The organism is uncultured Ruegeria sp., from assembly GCF_947497005.1.
Taxonomy (GTDB): Bacteria; Pseudomonadota; Alphaproteobacteria; order Rhodobacterales; family Rhodobacteraceae; genus Ruegeria.
Genome location: NZ_CANMFF010000016.1, coordinates 22,157 through 39,859, shown reverse-complemented (window position 1 = coordinate 39,859; position 17,703 = coordinate 22,157). Strand labels below are relative to the sequence as shown.

The window sequence follows — 17,703 nt, the reverse complement described above, 5'->3', positions numbered from 1 at the left end:
TATCATGAACCGGGGTTCATTCCCATTTGTAGTTGAAGCTGACACTGATCCGTTCATCCTCAGCCATGTTCATCGGGACCTCGTGGCGTAACCAGCTTTCCCACAGAAGAACATCCCCCACTTGCGGCTTCATATAGATGAACGGCTGAAGGTCACGTCGACCGCCTTTGAGCCGTGTTGGCGCAGCCATCATGCGGCCTGAACGAGGGTCTTCCAGTTTCAGCGCACTGGCCCCTTCAGGCATCGCGACATAGGTGGTCCCCGAAATAACACTGTGCGGGTGAAGGTGGCTGGAATGCATGCCGCCTTCAGGCAGAATGTTGATCCACAGATCTTCCAGTTTCAGTTTATCCTCACCCAGATCAAACTCCAGATCCTTGGCAAAAGCGGCAACATGCTGATCCAGCACCTTGACCAGATCGGCGAAGATCGGGAACCGCCAGGGCAGGTCAGTCAGCGACGCATAGCTAGTGTAGCCGGGATAGCCGTTCTCTTCGCACCAGCCCTGACCGGCCTCGTCGTCTTCGGCGATGACAAAGCAGGAATTTTCCAACTCCTCCGCGTCGATCTTGGGATCGAATTCGGACAAAGCTGCGCGATAGAGACGGGTAACGAAGAGTGATTCAATCTGTGCCATGGGCCGGGCATACCCCAGTGTTTTCGGCAAGACCAGCCGTTTAGCTTTTAACGGGCCCTTTGCCACAGCGCGGGATTGGACGGCCGCCATCGGCATAGGCAAGGCACAGCACGATCTCATCCGGTTTTGGCGCGTCAGGGATGTTCAAAGTCATTGTGTCGAAATGGTCGAACGACCAAGGATTGTCCTTGTGTCCAAGCGGCAGATCAATCGCGCAACCCGGCGCGCCCAGCTTGGCGTTTGACGGGATCACCGCCTCTCCTCCGCCCGCCGCTGCACGCATGGGCGCTCCGAGTTTAGGGTGGATCACTGCCCCGCCCTGTTCAAGATCACCATTCACGCCAACGATCGCCGCTTTGCCGTATGAAACCGGCGCACCGTCCAGTTGCGCCACCGCCTCGGCGGCAAGTTCCGCACCCAAAGAACCACCGATTTCGAACAGCTCGGACAGATCCTCTGAAAACGCTCCTGCCAGGGGGTTCCGGATGACGGCCATAACCGCGACGCGACTGATCGGATCACAAGGTTGCCCCAATTGATCCGTGGTCACGACTTCTTTGACAAACACTTTCTTGCGCGGCTGATCCATAAAACGCTCCCAATCCTCAACGCAGCCTAGAAACGCTTTGATCAAAGGTCGACTGTTTTCACTGCCATCCGGATCACATGTGCCCAAAACGACAGAAAACCCCCGCCGGTTTCCCGACGAGGGTCAATCTTGTCACGAACGGGGTTGCCCCCGGATCGCTTACCAGTCTTCGCGAACCACTACGCGGGTCTTGATCGGCAGCTTCATCGCAGCCAGGCGCAGGGCCTCGCGGGCGATCTCGTCATTGACGCCGTCGATCTCGAACATCACGCGACCGGGCTTGACCTTGCAAACCCAGCGGTCGACCGAACCCTTACCTTTACCCATACGAACTTCGATCGGCTTTGCAGTGACCGGAGTATCGGGGAAGATACGGATCCAGACACGACCCTGACGTTTCATGTGACGGGTCATGGCACGACGTGCAGCTTCGATCTGACGCGCAGTGACGCGTTCAGGCTGCAGAGCTTTCAGACCGTAAGTGCCAAAGTTCAGATCAGAGCCACCTTTGGCTTCGCCCTTGATCCGGCCTTTGTGCATCTTGCGGAATTTAGTACGCTTTGGTTGAAGCATATCTTTCCCTCCTTAGCGACGACCGCCACCAGCACCACGAGGTGCAGGGCCGTCCTGGAGTTCCTGTGCTTTACGGTCACGTGCCTGCGGATCGTGTTCCATGATCTCACCTTTGAAGATCCAGACCTTGATCCCGATGATCCCGTAGGGGGTCATCGCTTCGGCATGTGCGTAATCGATGTCGGCACGCAGAGTGTGCAGAGGCACGCGTCCTTCGCGGTACCACTCGGTCCGTGCGATTTCAGCACCGCCCAGACGGCCAGCGACGTTCACACGGATACCCAGGGCGCCCATGCGCATGGCGTTCTGAACCGAGCGCTTCATGGCGCGACGGAACGAAACACGACGCTCTAGCTGCTGAGCGATGGACTCGGCAACCAGCTGCGCGTCAAGCTCGGGCTTGCGCACTTCGACGATGTTCAGGTGCAGTTCGCTGTCGGTCATCAGAGCGATTTTCTTGCGCAGGACTTCAATGTCCGCGCCTTTCTTGCCGATGATGACACCCGGGCGTGCCGTGTGGATCGTAACGCGGCACTTTTTGTGCGGACGTTCGATGATCACACGGGCGATGCCGGCTTGCTTGCACTCTTTCTGGATGAACTCACGAATCTTGAGGTCTTCCAGCAGCAGGTCACCATAGTCTTTGGTGTCTGCGTACCAGCGGCTGTCCCAGGTGCGGTTGACCTGAAGGCGCATGCCGATCGGATTGACTTTATGTCCCATTAGGCTTGCTCCTCAACTTGACGCACCTTGATGGTGATCTCCGAGAACGGCTTCATGATCTTGCCGAAACGACCACGGGCCCGCGGACGACCGCGCTTCATGACCAGGTTCTTGCCAACCCATGCTTCAGCGACGATCAGTTCGTCAACGTCCAGATTGTGGTTGTTTTCGGCATTCGCGATTGCGGACTGCAGGCACTTCTTGACGTCCTGCGCGACACGCTTGTTCGAGAAAGTCAGGTCGGTCAGAGCCTTCTCGACTTTCTTGCCGCGGATCATCTGCGCAACCAGGTTCAGTTTCTGCGGGCTGGTACGGAGCATGCGCGTTTTCGCCATTGCTTCGTTTTCGGCCACGCGGCGGGGGTTCTTTTCCTTGCCCATGACTTACTTCCGTTTCGCTTTTTTGTCAGCGGCGTGACCGTAATAGGTCCGAGTCGGCGAGTATTCACCGAACTTCTGACCGATCATGTCTTCCGAGACGTTGACGGGGATATGTTTATGGCCGTTGTACACACCAAAGGTCAGACCCACGAACTGGGGCAGAATGGTGGAACGACGCGACCAGATCTTGATGACTTCGTTGCGGCCCGACTCGCGCGCTGCTTCGGCTTTTTTCAGCACGTAAGCATCGACGAAAGGACCCTTCCAAACAGAGCGAGACATAGATTAACGTCCCTTCTTCTTGGCGTGCCGCGAGCGGATGATCAGCTTCTGGGACGCTTTGTTCTTGTTGCGGGTACGCTTACCCTTGGTGTCCTTACCCCATGGCGTAACCGGTGTACGGCCACCCGAGGTACGACCTTCACCACCACCGTGCGGGTGATCGATCGGGTTCATTGCAACACCACGAACCGACGGACGCACGCCCTTGTGGCGCATACGACCGGCTTTACCGAGGTTCTGGTTCGAGTTGTCGGGGTTGGACACGGCACCGACGGTGGCCATGCATTCCTGACGGACCATGCGCAGCTCGCCCGAGCTCAGACGGATCTGAGCGTAGCCGCCATCGCGACCAACGAACTGAGCGTAAGTACCGGCCGCACGTGCGATCTGACCGCCTTTTCCAGGCTTCATCTCGATGTTGTGGACGATAGTACCGATGGGCATGCCCGAGAACGGCATTGCGTTGCCCGGCTTGATGTCGGCCTTGGCGGATGCCACGACTTTGTCACCGACAGCCAGACGCTGCGGAGCCAGGATATAGGCCTGCTCGCCGTCTTCGTATTTTACCAGTGCGATGAATGCGGTCCGGTTCGGGTCATATTCGATCCGTTCGACGGTTGCCGCGACATCAAATTTGTTCCGTTTGAAGTCAACGATCCGGTAGAGACGCTTTGCGCCACCGCCGCGGCGGCGTGAAGTGATCCGTCCGGTGTTGTTCCGGCCGCCCGATTTGGTCAAACCCTCAGTGAGAGACTTGACCGGACGTCCTTTCCAAAGCTCCGAACGGTCGATCAGCACCAGCCCGCGCTGGCCCGGCGTCGTCGGCTTGTACGACTTGAGTGCCATGCTTTCTGTCTTCCGTTTAGCAAGTGCAGGGAGTTTCCCCGCTATGTGATAGGCCCCCGTAGGTGCCAAGGGTATAGGGCCCCGAAGGTCCCCGGTTTCAAATATCATAGGCCCCGGAACGAATCCGAGGCCGCAAGATTGGGTGCATTTAGCAGCGTTAGGGGTGGGTGTCTATAGAAATCAAAAACATTATGTATGTGTCTCACTCCCCTTTATTCCCTGATCGAAGGAGCGCCATTAGAACCTCTTGTTGGTTTGCATACCAATTAGCGTTTTTGAGTGAGAAACTCATGCCTCAGGAGTGTTTCGCTTGCTGAATCGTACGTGTTTTGGGGCGTGTACACAGACCGGCGCGCGCTGACAAATACAAGAAACAGCCTGACTCGCATTTCTAGTTCGGCACCCTCAAATCCAATGGCCTCAAAAACCCCCTTCACAAACTCATATCGCCTGCGGTCGACTTCTTTCAGGGCTTCGGCCACAACGGGGTCCTGAGCCGCCCAGGATCGGAAAGCGATATCAAATTGATCAAGTCCTTCAGCTTCGACATGTTGCGTTAACGACAACAGGCGCTCTGACGGTGAAGCCTCGGACGAATTGACATCGTTGATGACTGACTCCGTAAACTCCTTGGACCAGTAGTCGATCAGCGCCCGAACAAACTCATCACGGTTTTTGAAGTGGTGATAAAAACTGCCCTTCGTCACGCCAAGGTTTTTGACGAGAGAGTCGATTCGCAGCCGCGCACCCCCCTCTGTCGCAAGGACATTAAGGGCTGTTTCCAACCATCTTTCGCGGTCATATCGAGGAAGAAGCGGTGATTTTTGAGTGTCGCGCATGCCTTGTTTTTAAGCCAAAATTGCGTTCCGTCAAGATATACATACCAAAAAGTACTTTACAGACTATTAGGTATGGAGCAAACCAAAAGGTACCCAATATACATATTCGAATGGATAGGATTTTCAGACCTCAAGGGGGATGTACGATGCCTAAGAAACTTTTATCAGCAACGCTCGCGACAGCTTGCGTCATTGCCGCAACTGCAACTGCGCAAACCTGGGAAGAAAATCTTGCGGCCGGTGCTGCAACAACAGAGCAGAACCATCTCAACGTGCCGTTCACGCAAATGAAGAATATGAAGACGGCCTTCAGTTCGCCCGGAAACTGGCCAATATTTGAGAACCGAGGGCCACTTGATCGTTCGCCTGCCGACAAGCCGTCCAAAGTTCTGGTCATGGGAAGCGGCGACCCGAACCCCAACCCCTATCGTTATGGCCCGGCTCTGGCGGTAATCGTAAACGACTATCCCTATTTCATTGACGCTGGAGAAGGCTGGTGGCGCGCGCTGGGAAAATCGGTTCAATCTCAGGACGCAATGGATCTGGCAACGATCATGAACGTTCCGAACATCAAGTACATGTTCCTGACCCACCTGCATGAAGATCATACCGTTGGATTGCCGTCTTTCATTTTGAATCCGTTCAAATTCGGGTCGAACCTGGCCGTCGTCGACAAGAAGGTTTACGGCCCCGCCGGTGTCGACGAGATGATGGCCAGCATCAACGACGCGTGGCGCATTGACCGCAACGAGATGGCGCAGGGATCGACAGTGCAGAAATTCGACGGTGCAACCGCAGTTGGGGTGCCGGTTTGGCCACATGTTGACGTCAACGGACGTAAGATTTTCGAAGATGACAATGTTCTGGTCGAAGCCTTCCCGACAGCGCATGGGTTTTTGGAGAACACCCACGCCTACAGGTTCACGACCAAACCTGACGGTCGTGTTCTTGTCTTTGGCGGCGACGGGCACTACTCGGAAGGCTTGGTGAATGCATCCAAGGATGCCGACTTGTTATTTATCGAGGGCATCACCCGCAAGAACATCAAGTACGCACCTTGGGGCGGTGAGACCGAGGAAGAAAAAGTGAAGGTCATCGGCGCCTACCACATGTTCCCCAAAGACATGAAGAAGCTGCAAGATGACAGCGGTGTCAAAGGCATCGTCATGGTTCATGTGCAGAACTACAACAGCCCTGAAGACTTTGACCGGCTCAGCGTTCTGCAAGAGATGATCGACGAAGGTGTGGTCAACATCCTGCAGGCTTCGGACGGCGACCTCTACTAAACACGATCAGCGTGCCAAAAACAGCTTGGTACCAATCCTCACAAAGTAAGGCCCCTGCTAGCGCTGGGGCCTTTGCCGCTCCCAAAACGGGTTCGACCTGAGACCGCCGGACACGTCGATGTGTGCTCCTCTCTCTCAGGGTCACAGTTTCCTGACGTCTTTCCGCCTGCCCAACTGGCCTCGCACGATCACTTCTTATCGCGCGCGGCCTTTTCTTCTCTGGTCAACTTGGCGTTCCAGACATTCTTGCTCAAACCCAGCTCTGCGGGCGCAGGTTTGGTCTTGCCGACACTGACTTTGCCTCCTTTATCCAGGAACTCCTGAATAAGGGCTTCATCCGTCGTTTCTTTGGGGACATGTTTCATGAGGGTGAGGCTATCCGTATCACGTGCCCGGAGCAACGGCTGCTTTCCGAGGGGCACGTGGAAATTTTGGCAACATGGAACGCATCCAATTTGGGCCCAAAACACTTGTCCGCCCAAACAAAAATCCCGCTTTAGAGGCAGGGCGATGTTTCTCTCCAAAGACGGGTTCGATCAGAGACCGATGGACACTGCGAAGGTGTTGCCCGCTTCGAACATCAAATATGCCTTTCTGATGTATTCCCGCTTGCCCAGCTGGCCGCAGAACCTACCGTTTACCCGTAAAGCGCGCGGGCCTCGGCGAAGGACAACAGGCGGCGGTTCTTCTCATCCCATAGATGCAGCCGCGCGTTCGCGAGGCTCTCGCGAATGGTCATCCTGTTGCTGTTTGCCAGCTCATCATGGTCGCGCAACACTTCGGTCAGGCGGTAGAACGGAATACGGCTGTAAAGGTGGTGCACGTGGTGGATGCCGATATTGGCCGTGAACCACTGCAACACCGACGGCAATATATAATGAGAGCTTCCGTGCAGCGCTGCTTCGTGCAGTTGCCAGTCATCATCAGATTCCCAATGCGTGTCCTCGAACTGGTGCTGCACATAAAACAGCCAAACTCCGGCTGTTGCGGCGATCAGGGTCGAGGGCAGAAAGATCAGCAGTACCGGCATCAGACCGCCAAAATAGTAGATGGCCACTAGCGCAACCAGAATTGCGACATTGGTGGCCATCGCACTGACCCAGAACCTGACGCTATCGGTCAGACCCAGCGGAAGGCGGTTCTGAAACAGAAACAGATAGCCGGGGCCAAACACGAACAGAGTGATCGGGTTCCGATAAACCCGATACCAGAACCGGTCCATCGGGGTTTTCGACTGATACTCGGCCACGGTGAGGGTGTGGATATCGCCCATCCCGCGTTTGCCCAGATTGCCGGAACTGTTGTGATGTGTCGAGTGTGTGCGGCGCCAGACGTCATAAGGCGTCAGCGTCAGAACTCCGATTCCACGTCCGACCCAGTCACTGACCGACCGGTTCCTGAAAAACGCGCCATGCCCGCAATCATGCTGGATTGCAAACAGGCGCAACAGGAAAGCGGCGTTGAGAACAGAAATCGCAAATGCCAGCCAATAGCTGACCGACAGCGACATCCAGGACAAAGCCCACAGCGCGAAGAAGGGGACAATGCTGACGCCTAACTCGAAGGAACTGCGCAGTTGGTTTGGCTCACGATATTTGGCAAGCGTCGTTACCCAGTCACGTGCAGCGGTTACTTCCGGCTGTTTCCGGGTCGAGAGAAAGGGTTCAGTCATGCGCCTGCCAAGTTCTTGTTTGTGTGAAACCGGATAGACTACCGCACCGCCATGGCAAGCGTTTTCTGGTCAAAGCGCAGTAATTTGCGCTCAAATTTTGGTCATGGGCTATCAGGAGCCCCGGCCGCTGAGCCTTTTTTCCCGTGTAACGCGGGCCGTCCCGTTCCTTTTCGGGCGGTTCAACCCACCAAAGAAACCGAGTCGGTAACGCAAAGCAGCCGCGAATCTGTGGGCTTGCCAACTACGGTCATCGGGCCTATACGCCTGCGGTGGCTTTCCGGCCGCGAGAATCAAAACCAAGAAATGCCGTGTTTGGCCCATCACGCTTCGGGGTCATATCCGGCTTAGGAGAAGCGAAATGAAACTGAACGAACTGCGCGACAATCCGGGCGCCACACCGAAACGCACACGCGTTGGCCGTGGTCCGGGTTCCGGCAAAGGTAAAATGGGTGGCCGTGGTATCAAGGGCCAGAAATCCCGCTCGGGCGTTGCAATCAATGGCTACGAAGGCGGTCAGATGCCATTGTACCAGCGTCTTCCCAAGCGTGGCTTCAACAAGCCGAACCGCAAGGAATTCGCCGTTATCAATCTGGGCCTGATCCAGAAATTCGTCGAAGCTGGCAAGCTCGACGCATCGGCTGCGATCACCGAAGACGCTTTGGTTGCGTCCGGCCTGGTGCGCCGCAAGCTGGACGGTATCCGCGTTCTGGCCAAAGGCGAGATCAGCGCCAAAGTGAACCTGGAAGTCACCGGTGCTTCGAAATCTGCTGTTGAAGCAGTTGAGAAAGCGGGCGGCTCACTTACGGTCACAAAAGCTGCTGCGGCAGAGTAAGCGCTTGTGAGCGGGCAAAGACCCGCTTACATAGACCTCAGAGTTTTCCAAGACGCCGCCCGAGCCGGAAAACGGTTCCGGGCGGTGTTTTCATAAGAGAGACCGATTTATGGTATCAGCAGCAGAACAAATGGCAGCCAACACAAGCTGGGCTGCCCTTGGCAAAGCCACCGATCTGCGCAACCGCATCCTGTTCACGCTTGCATTGCTGATCGTCTATCGTCTGGGCACCTTTATTCCGGTGCCGGGCATTGACGGTGCAGCCTTGCGCGAGTTCATGGAACAGGCGGGGCAGGGCATCGGCGGCATGATTTCTATGTTCACCGGCGGGGCGCTGGGGCGGATGGGGATTTTTGCCCTCGGCATCATGCCGTATATCTCGGCCTCCATCATCGTCCAGCTGCTGACCTCGATGGTGCCCGCACTAGAACAGCTTAAGAAAGAGGGCGAGCAGGGCCGCAAAAAGATCAACCAGTATACCCGTTTCGGCACCGTGGCGCTGGCCACGGTTCAGGCCTATGGTTTGGCCGTTTCGCTGGAATCAGGTGATCTGGCAACTGATCCCGGCCTCTATTTCCGCATGTCGACCATGATCACGCTGGTTGGCGGCACCATGTTCCTGATGTGGTTGGGTGAGCAAATCACCGCACGCGGCATCGGCAACGGTATCTCTCTGATCATCTTCGTTGGCATCATCGCCGAAGTTCCGGCCGCTCTGGCGCAATTCTTTGCTTCTGGCCGTTCTGGCGCGATCAGCCCTGCCGTGATCGTCGGCGTGATTGTTATGGTCATTGTGGTGATCACATTCGTTGTCTTCATGGAGCGCGCATTGCGCAAGATCCACATTCAGTACCCGCGTCGTCAGGCCGGTATGAAAGTCTATGAAGGCGGCTCCAGCCACCTGCCTGTCAAAGTGAACCCAGCGGGCGTTATCCCGGCGATTTTTGCAAGCTCGCTGCTTCTGCTGCCGGTGACGATCTCGACATTCTCATCCGGCGCTGCAAACGGGCCGATCATGTCCTGGCTGCTGGCGAACTTCGGCCCTGGTCAGCCGCTTTACTTGTTGTTCTTTGCGTCAATGATCGTGTTTTTTGCCTATTTCTACACCTTCAACGTGTCGTTCAAACCCGACGACGTGGCGGACAACCTCAAAAAGCAGAACGGTTTTGTGCCGGGTATCCGCCCAGGTAAAAAGACAGCAGAATATCTGGAATACGTGGTTAACCGTGTTCTGGTTCTGGGTTCGGCCTATCTTGCACTGGTCTGTCTTCTGCCCGAGATTTTACGGAACCAGTTTGCAATCCCGTTCTATTTCGGTGGTACGTCGGTTCTGATTATCGTCTCTGTGACGATGGATACGATCCAACAGGTTCAGAGCCATCTGCTGGCGCATCAATACGAAGGGCTTATTGAAAAGTCCCAACTGCGTGGCAAAGGAAAGAAACGCAGCAGGAAGGGACCCGCTCGTCGATGAACATCATTCTTTTGGGCCCCCCGGGGGCAGGCAAGGGCACGCAGGCGCGCCACCTGGTCGAAACACGCGGCATGGTGCAACTGAGCACCGGAGACATGCTGCGCGAGGCCAAGGACAGCGGCACCGAAATGGGTAACCGGGTGGCCGAAGTTATGGCCAAGGGCGAACTGGTCACCGATGAGATCGTGATCGGCCTGATCCGCGAAAAGCTGGAAGCCGGTGCCAAAGGCGGTTTCATCTTCGACGGTTTCCCACGCACGCTGGCGCAGGCGGATGCTTTGGGCGAATTGCTTGACAGTACTGGTGAGATGCTGGATTCGGTTGTCGCGATGGAGGTCAATGATGACGCTCTGGTCGCACGGATCACGGCGCGGTCGACCTGTGGTGGTTGCGGTGAAGTTTATAACGACATCACCAAGCCAATCCCGGCGGACGGAAAATGCACCAACTGCGGCAAGGAAACTGAATTCAAACGCCGCGCGGACGATAATGAGGAAAGCCTCAAGACTCGTCTGATGGAATACTACAAGAAAACCTCGATGTTGATCGGCTATTACCATGCCAAGGGCAACTTGTCCTGGGTTGATGGATTGGGCGAGATCGAAGAAGTTCAGAGCGCTATTGCGGCTGTTCTGGACTAAGATTTAATCATACTGAATTTCAGAGGACACCAGAGATGTGGAAATTCTTTGGGTTCGCTGGCGGATGTCTGGTCGGTTTCTTAGTTGGTGTTGTTGTCGGTGGAGTATTGGGGGAACCCTAGGTGGGTTGAACACACACATCGACTTTTGCAGAGATCAAACCAGCAAGCATTTCATCTTTGACCAGTATGTCAGAGAGAAGGTTTGCTGGCCGGATTGATAAGGGCTTGACGTCACCGGAAAAAGCCCATATCGACCCCCATCCCCAAAGGGAATCAAGATCGCGCGAGGGATTCGTCGCTTGCGCCCCGACCACCTCGAATAATACTGGACCCTCTGGCCTCACTGCCACGGTCAAGTGTTGTGAAAAAAGGTTCCGGAGTTACGGAACCGCAACAAAAAGGAAAGTGACACGTGGCACGTATTGCCGGCGTAAACATCCCGACTGCAAAGCGGGTACCTATCGCCCTCACATATATCACCGGTATCGGAAACACCTCGGCGCAGGCGATCTGCGAAGCCGTTGGCATTGAAGCGCACCGTCGCGTCAATGAACTGTCCGACGCCGAAGTTCTGGCCATCCGCGAGCATATCGATGCAAACTTCACCGTTGAAGGTGACCTGCGTCGTGAAGTTCAGATGAACGTCAAGCGCCTGATGGATCTGGGCTGCTATCGCGGTCTGCGTCACCGTCGTAACCTGCCCGTTCGCGGTCAGCGTACTCACACCAACGCTCGCACTCGCAAAGGCCCCGCAAAGGCCATTGCCGGTAAGAAGAAATAAGGGGGGTCTGACTGATGGCACGCGAAAAGACTCGTACCAAGAAAAAAGAGCGCAAGAATATCGCATCGGGCGTCGCCCATGTGAATTCGACCTTCAACAACACCAAAATCTTGATCTCGGACGTGCAGGGCAACGCCATTGCATGGTCGTCAGCCGGGACAATGGGGTTCAAAGGGTCGCGTAAATCGACGCCTTATGCCGCTCAGATGGCTGCGGAAGATGCAGGCAAGAAGGCGCAGGATCACGGCGTCAAGACACTAGAAGTCGAAGTTCAGGGCCCCGGTTCGGGTCGTGAATCGGCTCTGCGCGCGCTGGCTGCTGTGGGCTTCAACATCACGTCGATCCGTGACGTGACGCCGATCGCTCATAACGGCTGCCGCCCACCGAAGCGTCGCCGCGTCTAAGCGATTTTGAATTAGGCTGGGGCCAGTGTTTTTGCACGGCCCCAGCACGTCATTTTGAACCTCGGGCGTCTGCACCTTGTTGGTCATGGGGCGCGGACAGGAATGGAGGGATTACATGATCCACAAGAATTGGGCAGAATTGATCAAGCCGACCCAGCTGGAAGCCAAGCCGGGCAACGATCCCGCGCGTCAGGCGACGCTGGTCGCCGAACCGCTGGAGCGTGGCTTTGGTCTGACCTTGGGCAACGCCCTGCGCCGTGTCCTGATGAGCTCGCTGCAAGGCGCGGCCATCACCAGCGTCCAGATCGACAACGTCCTGCACGAGTTCTCAAGCGTCGCAGGCGTTCGTGAAGATGTCACCGACATCATCTTGAACCTCAAGCAGGTCGCCCTGCGCATGGAGGTCGAAGGCCCCAAGCGCCTGTCGATCAATGCCAAAGGCCCCGCAGTTGTCACCGCAGGCGACGTCAGCGAAAGCGCCGGCATCGAGGTTCTGAACCGCGATCACGTCATCTGCCACCTGGACGATGGCGCAGACCTGTTCATGGAACTGACCGTCAACACTGGCAAGGGTTATGTCTCGGCTGAAAAGAACAAGCCAGAAGATGCGCCTATCGGCTTGATCCCGATCGACGCGATCTATTCGCCGGTCAAAAAGGTTGCCTATGACGTTCAGCCGACCCGTGAAGGTCAGGTTCTGGACTATGACAAGCTGACCCTGAAGATCGAGACCGATGGTTCGATCACGCCGGAAGACGCACTGGCTTTTGCCGCTCGCATTCTGCAGGATCAGCTGTCGATCTTCGTCAACTTCGACGAACCGGAATCGGCCAGCCGTCAGGACGAAGATGATGGTCTGGAGTTCAACCCGCTGCTGCTGAAGAAAGTGGACGAGCTGGAACTGTCTGTCCGCTCGGCAAACTGCCTGAAGAACGACAACATCGTTTACATCGGCGACCTGATCCAGAAAACCGAAGCCGAGATGCTGCGCACCCCGAACTTCGGCCGCAAGTCGTTGAACGAGATCAAGGAAGTGCTGTCCGGCATGGGTCTGCACCTCGGCATGGATGTCGAGGACTGGCCGCCCGACAACATCGAAGATCTGGCGAAGAAATTCGAAGACGCGTTCTAAACGCGTCTTCCTAAATGCCCGGGCTGCCGGGGAATAAAAGGGCGATCTTGCCCCAAGGAGAGCCGGTGACACGCATCGCCGGCCAGACAAAGCAAAACGCGAAAGAAGGAACTAGAAAATGCGTCACGCACGTGGTTACCGCCGCCTGAACCGTACCCATGAGCACCGTAAGGCTCTGTTTGCGAACATGGCTGGCTCGCTCATCGAACATGAGCAGATCAAGACAACTCTGCCCAAGGCAAAAGAACTGCGCCCGATCATCGAAAAGCTGGTCACTCTGGGCAAGCGCGGCGACCTGCACGCCCGCCGTCAGGCCGCATCGCAGCTGAAAGAAGACAAAGACGTCGCCAAGCTGTTCGAAATTCTGGGCCCCCGCTATGCCGAGCGTCAGGGCGGTTATGTCCGCATTCTGAAAGCTGGCTTCCGCTATGGTGACATGGCTCCGATGGCGATCATCGAATTTGTTGATCGTGATCTGGACGCCAAAGGCGCGGCCGACAAGGCCCGCGTTGCTGCCGAAGAGGCCGCAGACGAAGAATAAGAAAGCCCGGCTTTCATGTGAAAACCCCCGCGTCCCAAACGCGGGGGTTTTTCATTTTCAGGCGTTTTTTGCTGCGACTTTATTTTAGCCAACCCTTTTCCCGATAATATCGGGCAGCCCCCGGATGCAATGGTGCCGGCAGGCCGTCGCGGATCATGTTCGATGGCCTCAACCCACTCAGGGCGGGATGGTTGCGCGCAAGTTGCGGCAGGTTTTCAAACGTGGATTTGACGAACGCATAGACATCGTCCTCGGACACGCCGGCGCTACTCAGCAAGGTGGCCCTGAAGCCAAAGGTTTTGGTAGGTCTTGCTACCCCTCTATACGTGTTAGCGGGGATCGAAACTTGGCTGAGCGCATCTGACCCGGAAACCAAGCGATCAATCTGACGGCCAGACACCGAAACCAATTGGATCGGACAGGTCTGTGCCGTTTTTTGAATCCAACTGGACGGGTAGCCGGTGACGTTTGCAATGGCGTCAATGTCACCCGAACACAACCGTTTTCGCAATAGGTTCCTTTCGTTGGGCTTATAGGTGTCAAAGGCGGAGGTATCCCAGTTTGCCACCTGGGGAAGTTGTTTCACCAAGTAAGTGGCTGAACCATCCAGCTTGACACTCTTCCCGTCCAGATCATCAACAGACCTGATGTTGGACCCGGCGCGCGCGATGACGGTTAAAGGTGCGCTGTGAATTGAGAACAAGGAACGCAGAGATGTGTCCGCGCCCTTGTTTTTGAAAAAGCCCGTGCCCTTCAGCCCGTTTTGCGCCCAATCCGACCGCGCTACCACGAGGTCGAATTTACCCCGGCGTAGCTTTGGCAGATTCTCTCGTGGGCCATCTGTGGCTTTGGCGTTGCACTTGTAACCAGCTGGATTTTGGGCAAAGGATGTGCACAGCAGGGTACCGATGGCAAAAATGATATCCGCTTTTTCCCCCTGTCCCCATGGTCAGTTTGGTATCCGCAGCCTGCACAGTATGTGCGGACAACCCAAGGGCAGCGGTCAGAAGAAAAGAAGATGGTCGCAGGTGCTTTTGCCCCGCCGCAAGTATTCTACTAAGCACAATTGGTCCGTTTCGTTTGACTAATTCGGGCGAACGTTTTCACCGCCCCCCGACCAAGTCAATGCGCAAGAGACTGCATCGCGCTTGCAATCTTGTCACATGCCTCGCATATCCGATGGGCAAGTCATAGACGGAAAGATCATGCGGAAAATTCTGTGCTCGCTGCTGTTGGCCTCATTTGCGGTTTCAGTTCATGCTGAAACAAAAATTCCGACATCGCAGACCGAGATCAGCCTCGGCTTCGCTCCTGTGGTCAAGCAGGCTTCACCGGCGGTGGTGAACATCTATGCCAAGATCGTGCGGCAGGACCGGGCGAACCCGTTTCTCTCGGACCCATTCTTTCAGGACTTCTTTGGTCGGGGCTTTGGGGAACCGCGCCAACGGGTGCAGAACTCGTTGGGTTCAGGCGTGATTCTGTCCGATGATGGCTATGTCGTTTCCAATTACCACGTTGTTGGTTCCGCGACCGAGATCCGGGTGGTGACCACGGATCGGCGCGAGTTTTCAGCCAGGGTTGTGCTGGGCCATGAGGAAAGCGATATCGCGATCCTGCGTCTGGAAGAGGCTGAAGATTTGCCTTACCTGACCCTTCGCGATTCCGATCTGGTCGAGGTCGGAGAACTGGCGCTGGCTATCGGGAACCCGTTTGGGGTGGGGCAGACAGTGTCGTCCGGTATCATCTCGGGGCTTGCCCGAACTGGTACGGCTACCGGGAATGCGCGCGGCTATTTCATTCAGACCGATGCGGCGATCAATCCCGGCAACTCTGGCGGGGCGCTGATCGACGTGAATGGTCACCTGATCGGGATCAACACCTCAATCCTGACCCGCTCAGGAGGATCAAATGGCATCGGCTTTGCCATTCCGGCCAATCTGGTGGCGGAATTCCTAAAGCAGGCACAACAAGGAAATGACCGTTTCGTCAGCCCGTGGGCCGGCATGTCGGGTCAACATATGAGCGCGGATATCGCAGAATCCCTTGGTCTGGCCATCCCGCTGGGTGTTGTGATCTCTGACTTGCATAAACTCAGCCCGTTGCGCGAGGCCGGGTTGAACGTGGGAGACGTCGTAACCCACGTGGACGGAGACGAGGTAAACTCGCCCGCCGAGATGAAGTTCCGAATGTCTGTCGCCGGGGTCGGCGGAACCTCGGTACTGACCCGATTGCGTGGCGAGCAGAGTGATGAGGTCGAGGTGGCTCTGATCAAGGCCCCCGAGATTCCAGCCGCCGAAGAAACGACGCTGGACGACGAGACTGTTCTGCCGGGGCTGGTTGTGTCGCGGGTCAATCCGGCAGTGATTGCCAATTTGGGTTTGTCGCTGTCCCAGACAGGTGTCGTTGTTGTAGATCCCGGTCCATACGGTGGCCGCGCGGGTTTGCGACCCGGGGATATTCTTGAAAGCATCAATTCCGAAGGTGTCCAGCGCCCTCGTGACGTTGAAAACGCACTGACCGATCCGGGGCGCCGCGTGCAGATGGGTCTTCTGCGCGGTGGTCGTTCCGTCTCTTTGCGGTTCCGGCTGTGACCTGTGAGTGATCTGTTTGATACCGGGTCGACAGAACCCGCCGCTTCCCCACACCGGCCATTGGCTGACCGTTTGCGGCCGCAGTCGCTTGCCGAGGTAATCGGGCAGGAACAGGTGCTGGGCCCCGAGGCTCCGCTGGGCGTGATGCTGGCGTCCGGCAGTCTGTCGAGCCTGATCTTCTGGGGGCCGCCTGGTGTCGGAAAGACCACGATTGCAAGGCTGTTGGCACAAGAGACCGATCTGCAATTCGTTCAGATCAGTGCGATTTTTACGGGTGTTCCCGATCTGAAGAAAGTCTTCGAAGCCGCCAAGATTCGCCGCCAGAACGGGCAGGGGACACTGTTGTTTGTGGATGAGATCCATCGATTCAACAAAGCACAGCAGGACGGGTTTCTGCCCCATATGGAAGACGGCACCATCCTTTTGGTTGGGGCAACGACCGAGAACCCATCCTTTGAACTGAATGCCGCTGTGCTCAGCCGGTCGCAGGTTCTGGTACTGGAACGGCTCAGCCTTGCCGACCTTGAACGCCTGATCCAACGCGCAGAAAAAGAACTGGACCGCGCATTGCCATTGACGGCTGCCGCACGGGATGCGTTGCAGGAAATGGCAGATGGCGATGGTCGGGCTTTGCTGAACCTGATCGAACAAGTCTCGGCCTGGAAAGTGGATGCGCCGCTGGATCCGGACGCGCTGTCGACGCGCCTGATGCGGAGGGCTGCGATATATGACAAGTCAGGTGATGAACACTACAACTTGATCTCGGCCCTGCATAAATCGGTGCGTGGGTCTGATCCGGATGCGGCCCTGTACTGGTTCGCGCGAATGCTGACCGGTGGTGAAGATCCGCGCTATCTGGCGCGCAGGATCACGCGGATGGCGGTCGAGGATATCGGCTTGGCCGATCCACAAGCGCAGGGCATTTGCTTGCAATCGTGGGAAACTTACGAACGTCTTGGTTCGCCTGAAGGAGAGTTGGCGCTGGCCCAGGCGCTGGTCTATCTTGCCTTGGCCCCGAAGTCCAACGGCGCCTATGTCGGTTTCAAGGCGGCAATGCGACTGGCCAAGCAATCCGGCAGCGAGCCACCGCCCAAGCATATCCTGAATGCGCCGACATCCCTGATGAAAGATCAGGGATATGGTGCGGGCTACGCCTATGACCATGATGCCGAAGATGGGTTTTCCGGACAGGACTACTTCCCCGAGACAATGAAACGCCCGGTTTTGTATCAACCGGTCGAACGCGGGTTCGAACGTGAGTTGAAGAAGCGCCTCGATTACTTTGCCAAGCTGCGGGCACAGCGGAACGACTAGGTGCGCCGAGTCAAGCTTGGCCAAGTCGTCGCGTCACAGGTGACAGGCTTGGAAGCCGTTCAACGCAAAAGCACCGGGTGTGGGCCGTTTTTGGGATGGAGCAGGGCACCAGAGAGACGTTTTGAACATCTGAGTTCAACAGCCAGATACCTTGACTCTTGCCG

21 protein-coding genes and 1 pseudogene are annotated in these 17,703 nt (G+C 56.4%); 10 read left to right on the top strand and 12 right to left on the bottom strand.

The features are described from left to right. Nucleotides 1-16: 16 nt before the first annotated feature. The 8 genes from Q0816_RS19575 to Q0816_RS19540 form a co-directional block, all read right to left on the bottom strand. Entirely contained in the window at nucleotides 17-637 is a 621-nt protein-coding gene (locus tag Q0816_RS19575; RefSeq protein WP_298853797.1) for a 2OG-Fe(II) oxygenase family protein, read from the bottom strand. Between the two features lie 40 nt (nucleotides 638-677). After that, on the bottom strand, nucleotides 678-1,226 hold the full coding sequence (locus tag Q0816_RS19570; protein ID WP_298853795.1) for an amino acid synthesis family protein: 549 nt from the start codon (nucleotides 1,224-1,226) through the stop codon (nucleotides 678-680). A 159-nt stretch (nucleotides 1,227-1,385) separates the two neighbouring features. Further along, a complete protein-coding gene (gene rplP / locus Q0816_RS19565) occupies nucleotides 1,386-1,799 on the bottom strand; it encodes a 50S ribosomal protein L16 (RefSeq protein WP_050605840.1) in 414 nt (137 codons plus the stop codon). A 12-nt stretch (nucleotides 1,800-1,811) separates the two neighbouring features. After that, nucleotides 1,812-2,522, bottom strand: coding sequence for a 30S ribosomal protein S3 (gene rpsC, locus Q0816_RS19560; RefSeq protein WP_298853789.1), 711 nt, complete (start codon nucleotides 2,520-2,522; stop codon nucleotides 1,812-1,814). Continuing rightward, a complete protein-coding gene (gene rplV / locus Q0816_RS19555) occupies nucleotides 2,522-2,902 on the bottom strand; it encodes a 50S ribosomal protein L22 (protein ID WP_039538267.1) in 381 nt (126 codons plus the stop codon). Before rplV ends, rpsC begins: the two co-directional genes overlap by 1 nt. Before the next feature lie 3 nt (nucleotides 2,903-2,905). Further along, nucleotides 2,906-3,184 (bottom strand): 30S ribosomal protein S19, encoded by a 279-nt coding sequence (rpsS, locus tag Q0816_RS19550; protein WP_010437056.1) that lies wholly within the window; start codon nucleotides 3,182-3,184, stop codon nucleotides 2,906-2,908. Nucleotides 3,185-3,187: 3 nt separating this feature from the next. Then, on the bottom strand, nucleotides 3,188-4,030 hold the full coding sequence (gene rplB / locus Q0816_RS19545) for a 50S ribosomal protein L2 (protein ID WP_008757664.1): 843 nt from the start codon (nucleotides 4,028-4,030) through the stop codon (nucleotides 3,188-3,190). A 266-nt stretch (nucleotides 4,031-4,296) separates the two neighbouring features. Further along, entirely contained in the window at nucleotides 4,297-4,869 is a 573-nt protein-coding gene (locus tag Q0816_RS19540; RefSeq protein ID WP_298853785.1) for a TetR/AcrR family transcriptional regulator, read from the bottom strand. Nucleotides 4,870-5,015: 146 nt separating this feature from the next. On the opposite strand from Q0816_RS19540, the gene Q0816_RS19535 reads away from it, so the two are divergent. Continuing rightward, nucleotides 5,016-6,155: an MBL fold metallo-hydrolase gene (locus Q0816_RS19535; protein ID WP_298853784.1), complete on the top strand. Its 1,140-nt coding sequence runs from the start codon at nucleotides 5,016-5,018 to the stop codon at nucleotides 6,153-6,155. 188 nt (nucleotides 6,156-6,343) lie between these two features. On the opposite strand, the gene Q0816_RS19530 is transcribed toward Q0816_RS19535, so the two are convergent. From Q0816_RS19530 to Q0816_RS19520, 3 genes and pseudogenes are all read right to left on the bottom strand, one after another. After that, a complete protein-coding gene (locus tag Q0816_RS19530; RefSeq protein WP_298853783.1) occupies nucleotides 6,344-6,520 on the bottom strand; it encodes a hypothetical protein in 177 nt (58 codons plus the stop codon). A gap of 171 nt (nucleotides 6,521-6,691) precedes the next feature. Continuing rightward, a pseudogene (locus Q0816_RS19525) lies at nucleotides 6,692-6,787 on the bottom strand (50S ribosomal protein L23); the annotation flags it as partial. A 5-nt stretch (nucleotides 6,788-6,792) separates the two neighbouring features. Beyond that, nucleotides 6,793-7,827: a fatty acid desaturase gene (locus tag Q0816_RS19520; RefSeq protein WP_298853782.1), complete on the bottom strand. Its 1,035-nt coding sequence runs from the start codon at nucleotides 7,825-7,827 to the stop codon at nucleotides 6,793-6,795. A gap of 358 nt (nucleotides 7,828-8,185) precedes the next feature. On the opposite strand from Q0816_RS19520, the gene rplO reads away from it, so the two are divergent. The 7 genes from rplO (at nucleotide 8,186) to rplQ (ending at nucleotide 13,634) form a co-directional block, all read left to right on the top strand. After that, nucleotides 8,186-8,659 (top strand): 50S ribosomal protein L15, encoded by a 474-nt coding sequence (rplO, locus tag Q0816_RS19515; protein ID WP_298853781.1) that lies wholly within the window; start codon nucleotides 8,186-8,188, stop codon nucleotides 8,657-8,659. 109 nt (nucleotides 8,660-8,768) lie between these two features. After that, nucleotides 8,769-10,133 (top strand): preprotein translocase subunit SecY, encoded by a 1,365-nt coding sequence (gene secY / locus Q0816_RS19510; RefSeq protein WP_298853780.1) that lies wholly within the window; start codon nucleotides 8,769-8,771, stop codon nucleotides 10,131-10,133. After that, nucleotides 10,130-10,774, top strand: a complete 645-nt coding sequence (locus Q0816_RS19505) for an adenylate kinase (RefSeq protein WP_298853779.1) — start codon at nucleotides 10,130-10,132, stop codon at nucleotides 10,772-10,774. Before secY ends, Q0816_RS19505 begins: the two co-directional genes overlap by 4 nt. A gap of 414 nt (nucleotides 10,775-11,188) precedes the next feature. Continuing rightward, nucleotides 11,189-11,557 (top strand): 30S ribosomal protein S13, encoded by a 369-nt coding sequence (rpsM, locus tag Q0816_RS19500; protein ID WP_074736181.1) that lies wholly within the window; start codon nucleotides 11,189-11,191, stop codon nucleotides 11,555-11,557. A 14-nt stretch (nucleotides 11,558-11,571) separates the two neighbouring features. After that, nucleotides 11,572-11,961: a 30S ribosomal protein S11 gene (rpsK, locus tag Q0816_RS19495; RefSeq protein ID WP_037311698.1), complete on the top strand. Its 390-nt coding sequence runs from the start codon at nucleotides 11,572-11,574 to the stop codon at nucleotides 11,959-11,961. 115 nt (nucleotides 11,962-12,076) lie between these two features. Then, nucleotides 12,077-13,093: a DNA-directed RNA polymerase subunit alpha gene (locus Q0816_RS19490; RefSeq protein ID WP_298853776.1), complete on the top strand. Its 1,017-nt coding sequence runs from the start codon at nucleotides 12,077-12,079 to the stop codon at nucleotides 13,091-13,093. A 118-nt stretch (nucleotides 13,094-13,211) separates the two neighbouring features. Further along, nucleotides 13,212-13,634 (top strand): 50S ribosomal protein L17, encoded by a 423-nt coding sequence (rplQ, locus tag Q0816_RS19485; protein ID WP_058272384.1) that lies wholly within the window; start codon nucleotides 13,212-13,214, stop codon nucleotides 13,632-13,634. A gap of 79 nt (nucleotides 13,635-13,713) precedes the next feature. On the opposite strand, the gene Q0816_RS19480 is transcribed toward rplQ, so the two are convergent. Beyond that, complete coding sequence (locus Q0816_RS19480; protein WP_298853942.1) at nucleotides 13,714-14,556, bottom strand: TAXI family TRAP transporter solute-binding subunit; 843 nt, start codon at nucleotides 14,554-14,556, stop codon at nucleotides 13,714-13,716. A 283-nt stretch (nucleotides 14,557-14,839) separates the two neighbouring features. On the opposite strand from Q0816_RS19480, the gene Q0816_RS19475 reads away from it, so the two are divergent. Together Q0816_RS19475 and Q0816_RS19470 are read left to right on the top strand one after the other, a co-directional pair. After that, nucleotides 14,840-16,225 (top strand): trypsin-like peptidase domain-containing protein, encoded by a 1,386-nt coding sequence (locus Q0816_RS19475; RefSeq protein WP_298853774.1) that lies wholly within the window; start codon nucleotides 14,840-14,842, stop codon nucleotides 16,223-16,225. Between the two features lie 3 nt (nucleotides 16,226-16,228). Then, nucleotides 16,229-17,539 carry a replication-associated recombination protein A gene (locus Q0816_RS19470; protein WP_298853773.1) on the top strand — a complete coding sequence of 437 codons (1,311 nt, stop codon included), beginning with the start codon at nucleotides 16,229-16,231 and terminating at the stop codon, nucleotides 17,537-17,539. Nucleotides 17,540-17,703: the final 164 nt, after the last annotated feature.